General features: G+C 75.7%; 13 protein-coding genes. 10 read left to right on the top strand and 3 right to left on the bottom strand.

All coding sequences use genetic code 11. The features are described 5' to 3' along the window. Positions 1–169: 169 nt before the first annotated feature. The 4 genes from ACI8AD_RS13740 (at position 170) to ACI8AD_RS13725 (ending at position 5,481) form a co-directional block, all read left to right on the top strand. Positions 170–2,611 carry a cell division protein PerM gene (locus ACI8AD_RS13740; RefSeq protein WP_456871092.1) on the top strand — a complete coding sequence of 814 codons (2,442 nt, stop codon included), beginning with the start codon at positions 170–172 and terminating at the stop codon, positions 2,609–2,611. Between the two features lie 82 nt (positions 2,612–2,693). Next, a complete protein-coding gene (gene purN, locus ACI8AD_RS13735; RefSeq protein WP_456871091.1) occupies positions 2,694–3,296 on the top strand; it encodes a phosphoribosylglycinamide formyltransferase in 603 nt (200 codons plus the stop codon). Further along, positions 3,293–4,855, top strand: a complete 1,563-nt coding sequence (purH, locus tag ACI8AD_RS13730; RefSeq protein WP_456871090.1) for a bifunctional phosphoribosylaminoimidazolecarboxamide formyltransferase/IMP cyclohydrolase — start codon at positions 3,293–3,295, stop codon at positions 4,853–4,855. The genes purN and purH overlap by 4 nt, the downstream gene beginning before the upstream one ends. Next, a complete protein-coding gene (locus ACI8AD_RS13725) occupies positions 4,852–5,481 on the top strand; it encodes a pentapeptide repeat-containing protein (protein WP_456871089.1) in 630 nt (209 codons plus the stop codon). The genes purH and ACI8AD_RS13725 overlap by 4 nt, the downstream gene beginning before the upstream one ends. A gap of 60 nt (positions 5,482–5,541) precedes the next feature. Here ACI8AD_RS13725 and ACI8AD_RS13720 read toward each other — a convergent pair whose 3' ends face one another. Beyond that, positions 5,542–6,168 (bottom strand): hypothetical protein, encoded by a 627-nt coding sequence (locus tag ACI8AD_RS13720; protein ID WP_456871088.1) that lies wholly within the window; start codon positions 6,166–6,168, stop codon positions 5,542–5,544. A 105-nt stretch (positions 6,169–6,273) separates the two neighbouring features. On the opposite strand from ACI8AD_RS13720, the gene ACI8AD_RS13715 reads away from it, so the two are divergent. The 5 genes from ACI8AD_RS13715 (at position 6,274) to ACI8AD_RS13695 (ending at position 10,795) form a co-directional block, all read left to right on the top strand. After that, positions 6,274–7,143, top strand: coding sequence for a bifunctional methylenetetrahydrofolate dehydrogenase/methenyltetrahydrofolate cyclohydrolase (locus ACI8AD_RS13715; RefSeq protein WP_456871087.1), 870 nt, complete (start codon positions 6,274–6,276; stop codon positions 7,141–7,143). After that, the gene (locus ACI8AD_RS13710) at positions 7,143–7,442 is read left to right on the top strand and encodes a DUF3017 domain-containing protein (protein ID WP_456871086.1); all 300 of its coding nucleotides are present in this window, start codon (positions 7,143–7,145) and stop codon (positions 7,440–7,442) included. Before ACI8AD_RS13715 ends, ACI8AD_RS13710 begins: the two co-directional genes overlap by 1 nt. 51 nt (positions 7,443–7,493) lie before the next feature. Beyond that, positions 7,494–8,447, top strand: coding sequence for a malate dehydrogenase (gene mdh, locus ACI8AD_RS13705; RefSeq protein WP_456871085.1), 954 nt, complete (start codon positions 7,494–7,496; stop codon positions 8,445–8,447). A 63-nt stretch (positions 8,448–8,510) separates the two neighbouring features. Beyond that, a complete protein-coding gene (locus ACI8AD_RS13700) occupies positions 8,511–9,725 on the top strand; it encodes an NADP-dependent isocitrate dehydrogenase (protein WP_089402170.1) in 1,215 nt (404 codons plus the stop codon). 191 nt (positions 9,726–9,916) lie between these two features. Then, positions 9,917–10,795, top strand: coding sequence for a DUF559 domain-containing protein (locus ACI8AD_RS13695; protein ID WP_456871084.1), 879 nt, complete (start codon positions 9,917–9,919; stop codon positions 10,793–10,795). A 4-nt stretch (positions 10,796–10,799) separates the two neighbouring features. Here ACI8AD_RS13695 and ACI8AD_RS13690 read toward each other — a convergent pair whose 3' ends face one another. Next, positions 10,800–11,933: a CAP domain-containing protein gene (locus ACI8AD_RS13690; RefSeq protein ID WP_456871083.1), complete on the bottom strand. Its 1,134-nt coding sequence runs from the start codon at positions 11,931–11,933 to the stop codon at positions 10,800–10,802. Positions 11,934–12,126: 193 nt separating this feature from the next. Here ACI8AD_RS13690 and ACI8AD_RS13685 point away from each other — a divergent pair, with 193 nt between their 5' ends. Then, complete coding sequence (locus ACI8AD_RS13685) at positions 12,127–13,440, top strand: hemolysin family protein (RefSeq protein ID WP_456871082.1); 1,314 nt, start codon at positions 12,127–12,129, stop codon at positions 13,438–13,440. A gap of 46 nt (positions 13,441–13,486) precedes the next feature. Here the strand turns inward: ACI8AD_RS13685 and galE are convergent, their stop codons facing one another. Then, on the bottom strand, positions 13,487–14,449 hold the full coding sequence (gene galE / locus ACI8AD_RS13680) for a UDP-glucose 4-epimerase GalE (protein WP_456871081.1): 963 nt from the start codon (positions 14,447–14,449) through the stop codon (positions 13,487–13,489).

Here is a 14,449-nt window from a genome sequence, read left to right as displayed (position 1 = left end):
GCACGCCGGACCGGGCGGGCGCCCCCGCCGCGTGGGGGCCGAGGGGCGAGTCGCGGCGGGGTCACGATCCGGCTCCCCGCGGCCGGGCGGGGCGTGGCGAGGTTGCCGGGGGACGATGACGGGGGAGAGCATCCGCGACGCCCTACCGAGTGCCGAGGAGAGTCCACCGATGACGTCCAGTCAGCCGCCCCAGCAGCCCGGGGGCCCCGGGCAGCCGGGCCCGGGCGGTGCCCCGGGGTACGGGCAGCAGCCTCCGGCTCCCGGCGCGCCCCAGGAGCAGCCGCCGTACGACCCGGCCTCGTACGGGCAGCCCGCGTACGGCCAGCCCCCGTACGGCCAGCCCCCGTACGGCCAGCCCCCGTACGGCCAGCCCTCGTACGTCCCCCCGTCCCCGTACGGCCAGCAGCACCCCTACGGTCAGCAGGCGCCCTACGGTCAGCAGCCCCACGGCCAGCCGGCGCCGGGGCCCTACGGGCAGGGGCCGGCGCACGGCTCCCCGTCGCCCTACGGGCAGCAGCCCGGCGGCCCGCCGCCGTTCGGTCAGGCGCCCGGTCAGGGCCCCCGTCCGGCCGGGGCCGGGTTCGACCCCAAGCGCCTCAAGATCGCCGACCTCGCCGTGGCGGCCGGGGCGCTGGCCTACCTCGTCCTCGCGCTCCTGCCGTGGATCGACCTCGGCGGCTACTACTTCTCCGACGAGTACGACGTGAACGGCTTCTCGTTCAGCGGGCTGGTCACCCTCGCCTTCGTCCTCCTCCTCGCCGCCGCCGCGTGGGCGCTGCTGCCGGCGGTCACCGACCTGCGGCTGGGCTTCCCGCGCAGCTGGATCACCGTCGGGCTCACCGGTCTCGCGTTCCTGCTCACGCTGATCGCCTGGATCCAGACGCTGTCCTGGGAGTTCAGCCTCGTCGGCCTGCTCGCCCTCCTCGTGGCCGCGGCCACGGCCGGCTTCGCCGTCCTGCGGCTGCTGCCCGAGCTGCGGAACCGGCCGGCACTGTCCGGCGGCCTGGCCGGCGCGGCGCAGTGGGCCAACCAGCAGGCGCCCGACCCCGGCCGGTCGGCGGGCTCCCCGGGCCGGCCGGCCGGCCCCGGCCCGTACGGGCAGTACGGCCAGCCGGCGCAGCCGTGGGGCCAGCCGCACCCGGGTCAGCCGCAGCCGGGGCAGTCCGGTCCCTACGGCCGGCCGGACCCGTACGGGCAGCCCGCCCCCCAGCACGGGCAGCCGCCGACCCCGCCGCCGGCCACCCCCCCCGCCCTGCGGGGGGTTCCCACCCCCTCGGGCCTGGCGGCCAGATCACCCGGGCCCCCCCGGCCACCCGCGGGCCGGGGGCCGCCCCCCCCGCCCCTCGGCGTCGTCCGGGGCCGGTCCCGGCGCGTGCGGCGGACAGACGGCGGCCGGGCTTGCGACAGTGGGGACGTGGTCTCCCTGCTGACACGCCTGCCCCTGCCCGGGCAGCGGGGGCCCGGTGCCCGCGCGGCCGGGTACCCGGTGGCCCTCGCCGCCGCGGCCACGGCCGGGGTGACACTGCTCGGGCTGGCCGGGCTGGGCCTGGCGCTGGTCGTCGTCCAGGCGCTCGACCCCACCGGGGGCCTGCCCGTCGGCGGCTCGGTCCGGGTGGCCGGTCAGCTGTGGCTGCTGGCCAACGGCGGCGGCCTGGAGCTGGCCTCCGGCCCGCTGGTCCTCGCCCCGCTGCTGCTGACCCTCGCCGTCGCGTTCGGGCTGGCCCGCGCCGGCCGGGGTGTGGCGCGGGCGGTCGAGCCGCCGGGGGCGGGCGCCGCGGGGGTGGTCGTGGCCGCCGCGGCCGCCGTCCACGTGCTGCTGGCCCTCCTGGTCGCGCTCGCCGTCGACGGGCCGGGGGCGCGCACCGACCTGCTGGGCTGCGCGGCCGGCGCCGCGGTCCTCGCCGGCCTCGCCGTCGGCTGGGGCGTGCTGCGCGAGAGCGGCCTGCTCGACGTCGTCCTCGACCGGCTGCCCGGGCCGGTGCGGCCGGCGCTGCCCGCGGTCCTCGCCGGGCTGCTGACCGCCGTCGGGCTGTGCTGCGCGGTCGTCGCCGTCGCCCTGGCCGCCGACACCGCCGGGTACGCCGCCGTCGCCGGGGCCCTCGGCGGCTCGGGGGCCGGCGTCCTGGGCCTGCTCGCCCTCGGCGCGCTGCTGCTGCCCAACGCGGCCGCCGCCGCGCTCGGGATGGCGGCCGGCCCCGGCTTCGCCATCGGCTCGGCGACCGTGGTCTCGGTGCACGGCGTCAGCCTCGGCCCGGTGCCCGCGCTGCCGCTGCTGGCCGCGCTGCCCGACACCCAGGCGGTGCCGCTGGTGGCCTTCGCCTCCCAGGCCGTCCCCGCCGTGGCCGGGCTGGTCACCGGGACCGTGCTCGGCCGCCGGATGACCGACGACGACGGCGGCTCGGTGTCGGCCGGCCTGTGGGGCGTGCTCGCCGGGGTGCTGCTCGGCGTCGCCTCCGGTCTCGTCGTCGCGGTGGCCGGGGGCTCGCTGGGCGACGGCGCGCTCGCCGACGTGGGCGCCCCGCCGGTGGCCACCGCGCTCGCCGTCGCCGTCCAGGCCGGCATCGCCGCCGCCGTCGCCGCGGCCGTCGCCCGCTGGCGCGCCTTCGAGTGAGGACGGCCCCGTGCACTTCCGCGGAAGTGCACACGTCCCGGCCGGGAACGGCCGCCAGGACGGTCCTCCTAGGATCAGCGACGTGCCGGCCGCCGTCCCTGCCGCGAGGGCGAGGCTCGTGGTGCTGCTGTCGGGCACCGGCTCGCTGTGCGCGGCGCTGCTGGACGCCGCCGACGACCCCGGCTACCCGGCGCAGGTGGTCGCCGTCGGCAGCGACCGCGACGCCGCCGGTCTGGCGCACGCCCGCCGCCGCGGCCTGCCGACGTTCACCGTGCGGCTGCGCGACTTCGCCGACCGGGCCGCGTGGGACGCCGCCCTCGCCGACGCCCTGGCCGCCCACCGCCCCGACTGGGTGGTCTCCGCCGGCTTCATGAGGATCGTCGGCCCCGCCGTCCTGGCCCGGTACGAGGGGCGGCTGCTCAACACCCACCCCGCGCTGCTGCCGGCCTTCCCCGGCGCGCACGCCGTCCGCGACGCGCTGTCGGCCGGCGTCGCGGTCACCGGCAGCACCGTGCACCTGGTCGACGCCGGCGTGGACACCGGCCCGGTGCTGGCCCAGCGGGAGGTCGCGGTGCTGCCCGGCGACGACGAGGACCGCCTGCACGAACGGATCAAGACCGTGGAGCGCACGCTCCTGGTGGAGACGGTGGCGCGACTCGTCACCGGGACGGAGGAGCCCCAGTGAGCGAGACCGACGACCGCGTCCCCGTCCGGCGCGCGCTGCTCGGCGTCTACGACAAGACCGGCATCGAGGAGCTCGCCCGCGGCCTGGCCGACGCCGGGGTGGAGCTGGTCAGCACCGGCGCGACCGCGCGGCGGATCGCCGCGGCCGGCGTCCCGGTGACCCCGGTCGAGGAGGTCACCGGCTTCCCCGAGTGCCTCGACGGGCGGGTGAAGACGCTGCACCCGGCGGTGCACGCCGGCATCCTCGCCGACCGGCGCCGGCCCGAGCACGTGCGGCAGCTCGACGAGCTGGGCATCGCGCCGTTCGACCTCGTGGTGGTCAACCTCTACCCGTTCACCGAGACGGTGGCCTCGGGTGCGACGCCCGACGAGTGCGTCGAGCAGATCGACATCGGCGGCCCGGCCATGGTGCGCGCGGCGGCGAAGAACCACCCGTCGGTCGCCGTCGTCGTCGACCCGGCCCGCTACGGCGACGTGCTCGAGGCGGTGGCGACCGGCGGTTTCTCCCTCGCCCAGCGGCAGCGGCTGGCCGCCGCCGCGTTCCGGCACACCGCGGGCTACGACATCGCCGTCGCCTCGTGGATGGGCAACGTGCTCGCCCCGGACGACGACGGCAGCGGCTTCCCCGGCTGGCTGGCCGCGTCGTGGGAGCGGGCCGACGTGCTGCGCTACGGCGAGAACCCGCACCAGCGGGCGGCGCTCTACCGCGGCGGGCAGCCCGGGCTGGCGCACGCCGAGCAGCTGCACGGCAAGCAGATGTCCTACAACAACTACGTCGACACCGACGCCGCCTGGCGGGCCGCGCACGACCACACCGACCCGTGCGTGGCGATCGTCAAGCACGCCAACCCGTGCGGCATCGCCGTCGGCACCGACGTCGCCGCCGCCCACCGCAAGGCGCACGCCTGCGACCCGGTGTCGGCGTTCGGCGGCGTGATCGCGGCCAACCGCGAGGTCGACCTGGCCATGGCCGAGCAGGTCGCCGGCGTGTTCACCGAGGTCGTCGTCGCGCCGTCGTTCACCGCCGACGCCGTCGAGGTGCTGACGGCGAAGAAGAACATCCGGCTGCTGCGACTGCCCGAGGCGCCGCAGCCGCCGGTGGAGACGCGGCCGGTCACCGGCGGGCTGCTCCTGCAGACCACCGACCGCATCGGCGGCGCCGGGGACGACCCCACGACGTGGACCCTGGCCACCGGCGAGCCGCTGGACCCCGCCGGCCTCGACGACCTGGTGTTCGCCTGGCGCAGCGTCCGCGCGGTGAAGAGCAACGCGATCCTGCTGGCCCACGACAAGGCCACCGTGGGCGTCGGCATGGGCCAGGTGAACCGGGTGGACTCCGCCCGGCTCGCCGTCGCGCGGGCGGGGGAGCGGGCCGCCGGGTCGGTGGCCGCCTCCGACGCGTTCTTCCCCTTCGCCGACGGCCTGCAGGTGCTGCTCGACGCCGGGGTGCGGGCGGTGGTGCAGCCGGGCGGGTCGGTGCGCGACGAGGAGGTCGTGGCGGCGGCGCGCGCGGCCGGCGTCCCGCTGTACCTCACCGGCACCCGCCACTTCGCGCATTGAGCGGCCGGCCCCACGTCCGCCCGCCGGAGGCGGGGGAGGAGCTCGTCGACGCCGACCTCGCCCGCGTCGACTGGTGGGGCGCCGAGCTCGACGGCGTCACCTTCACCCGCTGCCGGTTCGACGACGCCGACCTCACCGAGCTGGTCACCCGCCGCTGCGTGTTCGACTCCTGCGTGCTGACCGGCGTGCGGATGAGCGGTTCCCGCCACCGCGGCAGCGCGTTCCTGTCCTGCCGGCTCGACCGCGCCCGGCTCATCGACGTCGTCTGGGACGGCTGCAAGCTCACCGGCTCGCAGTTCCCCGGCGCCACGCTGCGGCCGCTGACCAGCACCGACTCCGACTGGAGCTGGACGTCGCTGCGCGGGGTGGACCTCTCCGGCAGCGACCTGTCCGGTCAGCGGTTCCGCGAGGCCGACCTCACCGACGCCGACCTGCGCGAGTGCGACCTCACCGGCGCCGATCTCGACCGCGCCCGCGTGCAGGGCACGAGGCTGCGCGGCACCGACCTGCGCGGCGCGGCCACCGAGGCCTGGCCGTGGCGGGCGGTCGACCTGACCGGCGTGCGGCTGGACCTGGTGCAGGCGGTGCAGGTCGCCGTCGCCCACGGGGCCCTCGTCGACGGCTGAACCCGGGCACTTCCGCGGAAGTACCCGGGTGGACCGTGCACTTCCGCGGAAGTGCCCGGATCAGCGGTACCGCGGCCCGGTGAGCATCGCCTTGAGGGCACCGAGCAGGCCGAGGACGCCGACGGCGCAGGCGAACCAGAACCCCAGCCGGAACGCCGACGGGTCCCACTCCTCCGACGCCAGCGGCACCAGCACCGCGGCGATCGCGAGCGCGCTGACGGCGAGGGCGAGCACGCCGAGGAAGCGGTGGGTGCGGGCCGGCAGCCACATCAGGATGCCCAGGACGAACAGCACCCCGCCGCCGAGGACCACCGCCAGCGGCTGCCAGAAGCCGGTGTCGACGAGCGTCGCGAACCCGGTGCCGAGGTCGTCGAAGCCGCGGCGCACGAGGTCCCAGCCGATGTCGTTGTCCGCGGTCAGCCAGCGCAGCGCCAGGCTGACGCCGGCGGCGATGCCGGCGAGGATGAGCAGCAGCCCGGCCAGCGAGGCGGGACCGCGGACCGCCACCGGCTTGGTGGTGTAACCCGGCTGCGTGGGCGGGGCCTGCCCCCACCCCGGCGCGCCGTAGCCACCGGGCGCGGCCGCCGAGGCGCCCGCCACCGCGGGGATCCCCGGCGTCGTCTGCTCGCGCCAGTCGTCCGTCCGCCCGACGGGCACGGCGCGGGTGGACGGGTCGCGCTCGGTCATCTGCACTCCAGACGGTCGGCCGTGGGGGCTCCTCGGCCGCAGCGTAGGGCCGGCGGGGTCCCCCGGGCGATGCACCGTCGACAATGCCTCCGGCACACTGTCCGGGTGCCCGCGACGATCCTCGACGGCAAGGCGACGGCAGCCACGATCCGCCAGGAGCTCACCGCCCGGGTCGCGGCCCTGACGGCCGCCGGGCACCCGCCGGGCCTGGGCACGCTGCTGGTCGGCGACGACCCGGGCAGCCGCTGGTACGTCAACGCCAAGCACTCCGACTGCGCCCAGGTCGGCATCGCCAGCATCCAGCGGGAGCTGCCGGCGACCGCCACGCTCGCCGACGTGCTGGCCGTCGTCGAGGAGCTCAACGCCGACCCCGCCTGCACCGGGTACATCGTCCAGCTGCCGCTGCCGCGACAGGTCGACGAGTACGCCGTCCTCGAGGCGATGGACCCCGCCAAGGACGCCGACGGCCTGCACCCGGTCAACCTGGGCCGGCTGGTCCTCAACGTGCCCGGCGCGCTGCCGTGCACGCCGGTCGGCATCGTCGAGCTGCTGCGCCGCTACGACGTCCCGATCGCCGGCGCCGAGGTCGTCGTCGTCGGCCGGGGGATCACCGTCGGCCGCCCGCTGGGGCTGCTGCTGACCCGCCGCAGCGAGAACGCCACGGTGACCCTCTGCCACACCGGCACCCGCGACCTCGCCGGTCACCTGCGCCGCGCCGACGTCGTCGTCGCCGCGGCCGGCGTGCCGGGGCTGGTCACCGCCGACGTCGTCAGGCCCGGCGCCGCGGTGCTCGACGTCGGCGTCAGCCGGGTGGACGGCAAGATCGCCGGTGACGTCGCGAAGGACGTCGTCGACGTGGCCGGGCACGTGGCCCCCAACCCGGGCGGGGTGGGGCCGATGACCCGGGCGATGCTGCTGCAGAACGTGGTGCTGGCCGCCGAGCGGGCCGCCGCGGCGGAGGCCCTCACGGCCTGATGACCCGCCCCCCGCTCTACACCCGCCGGCCCTTCCTCGCCGGCCTGCTGCGCCAGCTGCCGCTGTTCGCGGTGCTGGTGGTGGTCGCGGTGGGCCTCGGGATGGTGGCGCTGGAGCACTGGCGGCGGGGGCTGCTGGTCGTCGGGCTGGCCCTCGTCGGGGGCGGCGTGCTGCGGCTGGTGCTGCCCGTCCGCCGGGTGGGCTTCCTCGCGGTGCGCAGCCGGCCGGTCGACGTCGTCCTCATGGCCGGTGCCGGGGCCGCGGTGGCGGTGCTGAGCATCGTGGTCCCGGACAGCTGAGCACCCGGCCCGCGGGCGCGGGGACCGGGGCGCCGGTCTAGGTTGACGGCCATGGCAGAGCAGCCCAGGAACGGCAAGGTCACCGTCGTCGGTGCCGGCTTCTACGGCTCCACCACCGCCCTGCGACTGGCGGAGTACGACGTCTTCGAGACCGTCGTGCTCACCGACATCGTGGAGGGCAAGCCCGAGGGCATCGCCCTCGACATCAACCAGTCACGTCCCATCGAGGGCTTCGAGACGCGGCTCGTCGGCGTCGGCGGGGGCTCCTACGAGGGCACCGAGGGCTCCGACGTCGTGGTGATCACGGCCGGCCTGCCGCGCAAGCCCGGCATGAGCCGCATGGACCTCATCGAGACCAACGCCAAGATCGTCCGGCAGGTGGCCGAGAACGTCGCGCAGAGCTCCCCGGACGCCGTCGTCATCGTGGTCTCCAACCCGCTCGACGAGATGACCGCCCTCGCGCAGCTCGCCACCGGCTTCCCGAAGGAGCGGGTCATGGGCCAGGCCGGGATGCTCGACACCGCCCGGTTCAGCAACAACGTCGCCGAGGAGCTCGGCGTCCCCGTCTCCTCGGTGCGGACGCTGACCCTCGGCTCGCACGGCGACACGATGGTGCCGGTGCCCTCGCGCTGCACCGTCGACGGCAAGCCGCTGGCCGACGTGCTGGCCGCCGACCGGATCGAGCACCTGGTGCAGCGCACCCGCAACGGCGGGGCCGAGGTCGTGGCCCTGCTCAAGACCGGGTCGGCCTACTACGCCCCGTCGGCGGCCGCGGCGCGCATGGCCCGCGCCGTCATGGAGGACTCCGGCGCGGTCATGCCGGTGTGCGCCTGGGTCGACGGCGAGTACGGCATCTCCGGCGTCTACCTCGGCGTGGAGGCCGAGATCGGGCGCCAGGGTGTGCGCCGGGTCGTCGAGGGGGACCTGACCGAGAGCGAGCTGGCCGGCCTGCGCGAGGCGGCCGAGGCCGTGCGCGCCAAGCAGGCCGACGTCGCCGAGCTGTGAGCGGCGCCGGCCGTCCGACTTCCGGCCCGACGGGCCGGAGCTGCAAGAGAGGGAATGTCTGACGTGAGCAAGATCAAGGTCGAGGGCACCGTCGTCGAGCTCGACGGCGACGAGATGACCCGGATCATCTGGCAGTTCATCAAGGACCAGCTGATCCTGCCGTACCTCGACGTCAACCTGGAGTACTACGACCTGGGCATCGAGCACCGCGACGCCACCGACGACCAGGTCACCGTCGACTCCGCCAACGCGATCAAGAAGCACGGCGTGGGCGTCAAGTGCGCCACCATCACCCCGGACGAGGCGCGGGTCGAGGAGTTCGGCCTCAAGAAGATGTGGCGGTCCCCGAACGGGACGATCCGCAACATCCTCGGCGGCGTCATCTTCCGCGAGCCGATCATCATGCAGAACGTGCCGCGACTGGTGCCGGGCTGGACCAAGCCGATCATCGTCGGCCGTCACGCCTTCGGTGACCAGTACCGCGCCACCGACTTCCGCTTCCCCGGCGAGGGCACCCTGACGGTGACCTTCACGCCGAAGGACGGCTCCGCGCCGATCGAGCACGAGGTCTTCCAGGCGCCGGGTGCCGGCGTCGCGCTGGCGATGTACAACCTCGACGAGTCGATCCGCGACTTCGCCCGGGCCTCGATGAACTACGGCCTGCAGCGCGGCTACCCGGTGTACCTGTCGACGAAGAACACGATCCTCAAGGCCTACGACGGCCGCTTCAAGGACATCTTCGCCGAGGTCTTCGAGGCCGAGTTCAAGGACCGGTTCGAGCAGGCCGGGATCACCTACGAGCACCGGCTCATCGACGACATGGTCGCCGCGTCCCTCAAGTGGGAGGGCGGCTACGTCTGGGCGTGCAAGAACTACGACGGCGACGTCCAGTCCGACACCGTGGCCCAGGGCTTCGGCTCGCTCGGCCTCATGACGTCGGTGCTCATGACCCCCGACGGCCGCACCGTCGAGGCCGAGGCCGCCCACGGCACGGTGACCCGGCACTACCGCCAGCACCAGCAGGGCAAGGAGACCTCGACCAACCCGATCGCGTCGATCTTCGCCTGGACCCGGGGCCTGGCCCACCGCGGCAAGCTCGACGAGACCCCCGAGGTCACCCGGTTCGCCGAGACCCTCGAGAAGGTCTGCATCGACACCGTCGAGGGCGGTCAGATGACCAAGGACCTCGCGCTGCTGATCAGCAAGGACCAGCCGTGGCTGACCACCCAGGACTTCCTGGCGGCCATCGACACCAACCTGCAGAAGGCCATGGCCTGACGCTCCGTCCCACGGCGGCCCCCTCACCCTCGCGGTGAGGGGGCCGCCGCGCGTCCGGGGGTGGCCGACGTCGCGCCGCAACTGCGGGGAAGTCGTCGTCCAAGGCGGCGTCCCAACGACGTGTTCCCCGCAGTTGCGAGGCCTGTGGACAGCACTGACGCCTCACCGTCGGCTCGCGGCAGGCTCACCCGGTGCCTCGCCCCCCGCGCCCCGACGTCCTCCGCGGCCGGGTGTTCCGCTCCCGCGATGTCGTCGCCGCCGGCCTGCTGACCCCCGCTGGTCTCCGCAGCAGCGCCTGGCGCCGGCTCTACCGCGGGGTCTACGCCGATGCCGACCTGCCGGACGGTCCCGACCTGCGCATCAGCGGTGCCCGTCTGCTCGTCCCCCCGGCGGCGGTGTTCAGCGGCCGGACGGCGGCCCACCTGCACGGCGCTCCCGAGCTCGTGGACGTGTCGATGCCGGTGGAGGTGTCGGTCCCCGCCGGGGTGCGGTTCGGACCGGTGGCCGGGCTGCGGGTCCGCCGGACGGTGCTCCCGCCCGCCGACGTCGTCCAGGTGCGCCGCGGGCCGTGCACCACCGGGACGCGGACGGCACTCGACATCGCCCGGACGGAGTCGCTCGGGGACGCTGTGGCGGCTCTCGACGTCCTGCTCGCCCGCGGTGTGGTCGACCGTGCCGGGCTGCGCCGGTCGCTGGAGGCGGCGCCGTCACCGCGAGGGACGCGACGGGCTCGGCGGGCTGTGGAGCTGGCCGACCCGCGCGCCGAGTCCCAGCCGGAGTCCCGGGTGCGGGTGCTGCTCGCACTCGCCGGACTGGTCGCCGAGCCGCAGTACACCGTCCGGGACAGGAGCGGCGCCTTCCTCGCACGGGTCGACCTCGCCTTCCCCGAGCACCGGCTGGCCGTGGAGTACGACGGCGCCTGGCACGGGGAGCGCGGTCAGCTCACGCGGGACCGGCGGCGGCTCACCAGGCTCGCCGCCGCCGGCTGGCGGGTGGTGTTCGTGACCGCTGCCGACCTGCGCGATCCGGACGCGGTCGTCGCCCGCGTCGTCGAGGCACTCGGGCGGTGAGCGGTCAGGCGCCGAAGAGCTGGGTCCACCACGGGCCGCCGGGACCGTCCGCGACACCCACGCCGAGCGTGGACAGCGAGCAGTTCAGGATGTTCGCCCGGTGCCCGGGGCTGTTCATCCAGGCGTCCATGACGGCGGCGGGGTCGGGCTGGCCGTAGGCGATGTTCTCCGCCCGCGCGTAGGTGATCCCGGCCGCCTCGGCCCGGTCGAAGGGGGAGAGCCCCTCGGGCGTGGTGTGCGAGAAGTAGCCGCGGTCGCGCATGTCGGCGCTGTGCGCCCGGGCCACCCCAGCCAGCGCCCCGTCGGCGGTCACGGCCCCACATCCGGCCGCCGCACGGGCCTGGTTCACCAGCTCCAGCACCGCGGCCTCCGTCCCCGACGCGGCCGGGGCAGAAGCGGAGCGGGCGGCGGACGGCGCCTGGGTGGTGGTCTGCGCGGACGACGGCGACCCCGCGGCCGACGACCCGGCCGACGACGCCGCGGCGGACGAGGGCCCACCGGACGACGACCCCGCGGACGACGACCCCGCGGAGGACGGGCTGCCCGCGGACGACTCCGCCGTGGAGGAGCCGCCCGCGGTGGACGAGCCCGCGGTGGACGAGCCCGCGGTGGACGAGCCCGCCGCGGACGAGCCCGCCGCGGACGAGCCCGCCGCGGACGAGCCCGCCGCGGACGAGCCGCCAGTCGCCGAGCTCTCGGTGGCCGAGCTCTCCGTCGCGGCGTCCTCCGTCGCGGCGTCCTCCGTCGTGGCGCCGGCGGCCGGGGACCCCTCCGGCGACGGCGCACCCGGCGCCGTCCCGTCGGCCGGAGCCTGCGGTGACGCACCGGTCGAGGGCCCGCTCCCGGTGGTCTCCGGGGCACCGGGCACCACCGGCTCACCGTCGACGCCCATCGTCACCACGCCGGTGCGCGGACCGGCCTCACCGGCCGCCGACGTCACCCCGGACTCGGCGGTCGACAGCGCACCCCGGCCGGCCGCCATCAGCGGGACGGCGAGCACGATGCCCCCGACGACCGCGGCGACCAGCAGGACCGGCAGCACCCGGCGGCCGAGCAGGACCCGCAGCAGGGGTGGCAGCGCCCGTCGCCGGGCGGCGGAACGGGCGGACGGCGGCGGGGAAGACCGGCGATGGCGCACGGGGGAGTTACCTCACGAAGTCGACATGTCGCTATCTGTGACTTCGGCGAGAGTAGCCGTAGCCCAGGGCCACCCGACAGGGTGACGTGGCGGAGGTCACACCCGTCCCTCCCGTGTCACCCGGCGACGGCTCCGGGCGCGTCGCCGGGGAGCATGGGCACGCCCGCCCACCCGAGACGCGAGGAGCCCCGCGGTGAGCGACGTCTGGTTCAACGTCGTGATGGTCGTCGTCTTCGTCCTGGTCGGCGGCTTCTTCGCCGGCGCCGAGATCGCCCTGGTCTCCCTGCGGGAGTCGCAGGTGCGCGCGCTGGCCGAGGCCGGCCGCCGCGGCCGGGCGGTGCAGCGGCTGCTCAGCGACCCCAACCGGTTCCTCTCCGCCGTCCAGGTCGGCGTCACGCTGGCGGGCTTCTTCTCCGCGGCGTTCGGCGCCAGCACGCTGTCCCAGCCGCTGGCGGAGTGGCTGACGGGGCTGGGCGTGCGCGCCGGGCTGGCCGACCCGCTCGCCTTCGTGGTGGTCACGATCCTCATCAGCTACCTGTCGCTGGTGGTGGGGGAGCTGACCCCCAAGCGGCTGGCGCTGCAGCGCGCCGAGGGCTTCGCGCTGCTGGTGGCCCGGCCGCTGAACACCATCGCGCGGCTGTCGCGCCCGGTCATCTGGCTGCTGTCGGCGTCGACCAACGTCCTCGTGCGGCTGCTCGGCGGCGACCCGAAGGCCAGTGGCGAGGCGATCAGCCAGGAGGAGCTGCGCGACCTCGTCGCTGCCCACGAGTCGCTCACCAGCGACGAGCGCAAGCTCATCGACGAGGTCTTCCGCGCCGGCGACCGGGAGGTCCGCGAGGTGATGACCCCGCGCACCGAGGTCGAGTTCCTCGACGCCTCGACCACGGTGAGCCGCGCCGCCCGGCAGGTCGCCGAGTCCGGCTGGTCGCGCTACCCGGTCACCGGCCGGGACCAGGACGACGTCGTCGGGTTCGTGCACGTGCGCGACCTGCTGCTGCCCTCCCACCCCGCCGGCCGGGCGGCGACCGTGGGCGACCTGGCCCGCGAGGTCAAGCGGCTGCCGGGGACCGCGGGCGTGCTCACCGCCCTGTCGGAGATGCGCCGGGAGAACCAGCACCTCGCCATCGTCGTCGACGAGTACGGCGGCACCGACGGCATCGTCAGCCTCGAGGACCTCATCGAGGAGGTCATCGGCGAGATCTACGACGAGTACGACGACGAGGTCGCACCCGAGGGGGAGGAGCGGACCGACGGCCCGCACGAGGTCGACGGACTGCTCAACCTCGAGGACTTCGCCGAGGCCACCGGGCTGCGGCTGCCCGAGGGGCCCTACGAGACGGTCGCCGGGTTCGTGCTCGCCGAGCTCGGCCGGATCCCCGAGGTCGGCGCGACCGTGGCGGCCGAGGGCCGCACGCTGACCGTCACCGAGCTCGACGGACGGCGGATCGCGCGCCTGTCGGTCAGCCGCGCCCCCGACGCCGCCCCGGCCGGCGACGTCGAGGCATAGGAAGCGATCCCCCCGTCCGCGGCCCCGCGAACGGGGGGATCGCTTCCTATGCCTCGTTGCGGGCCTGCGCGACCTCCCAGGCGTCGCGCACGATGCCGGTCAGGTCGGGGTGGCGCGGCGTCCAGCCCAGGTCGGCGCGGATGCGGTCGCTGGAGGCCACCAGCTGCGCCGGGTCACCGGCCCGCCGCGCCCCGACCTCCACCGGCACGGGGTGCCCGGTGACCTCGCGGACGGCGTCGACCACCTGCTGCACCGAGAAGCCGGTGCCGTTGCCCAGGTTGTAGACCCGGTGCTCCCCCGGCTCCGGCGCGGTCAGCGCCAGCAGGTGCGCGTCGGCGAGGTCGGAGACGTGGATGTAGTCGCGGATGCAGGTGCCGTCGGGCGTCGGGTAGTCCTCGCCGTAGATCGTCATCGACTCGCGCCGGCCGGCCGCCACCTGCAGCGCGATCGGGATGAGGTGGGTCTCGGTGGTGTGCCGCTCACCCAGGCCGTACGCGGCGCCGGCCACGTTGAAGTACCGCAGGCTGACCGCGGCGAAGTCGTACGCGGTGGCGTAGGAGGTGAGCATCGCGTCGACGGCGAGCTTCGTGGCGCCGTAGGTGTTGGTCGGCCGGGTGGGCGCGTCCTCGGGGATCGGCACCCGGTCGGGCTCGCCGTAGGTGGCCGCGGTGGAGGAGAACACGATCCGCCGGCAGTCGACCGCCCGCATCGCCTCCAGCAGCGCCAGCGACCCGCCGACGTTGTGCTCCCAGTAGATCTCCGGCCGCACCTGCGACTCGCCGACCAGGCTCTTCGCCGCGAAGTGCAGCACCGCCTCGGGGCGCACGTCGGCCAGCACCGGGGCGGAGTCCTGCAGGGTCGCCTGCACGAACCGGGCGCCCTCGGGGACGGCGTCGGCGTGCCCGGTGGACAGGTCGTCGAGCACCGTGACCTCGTGGCCGCCCGCGAGGAGGGCGGCGGTGACTACGCTGCCGATGTAGCCGGCCCCACCGGCGACGAGAACGCGCAT

This window comes from Geodermatophilus sp. SYSU D00766 (assembly GCF_054049915.1).
This window is presented reverse-complemented; position numbering and strand designations above follow the sequence as displayed.

What these genes read in the sequence shown, in the direction of transcription:
- galE (WP_456871081.1), bottom strand. Translation starts at nt 14,449, where the DNA reads ATGCGCGTTCTCGTCGCCGGTGGGGCCGGCTACATCGGCAGCGTAGTC.
- mdh (WP_456871085.1), top strand. Translation starts at nt 7,494, where the DNA reads ATGGCAGAGCAGCCCAGGAACGGCAAGGTCACCGTCGTCGGTGCCGGC.
- ACI8AD_RS13720 (WP_456871088.1), bottom strand. Translation starts at nt 6,168, where the DNA reads ATGACCGAGCGCGACCCGTCCACCCGCGCCGTGCCCGTCGGGCGGACG.
- ACI8AD_RS13710 (WP_456871086.1), top strand. Translation starts at nt 7,143, where the DNA reads ATGACCCGCCCCCCGCTCTACACCCGCCGGCCCTTCCTCGCCGGCCTG.
- ACI8AD_RS13740 (WP_456871092.1), top strand. Translation starts at nt 170, where the DNA reads ATGACGTCCAGTCAGCCGCCCCAGCAGCCCGGGGGCCCCGGGCAGCCG.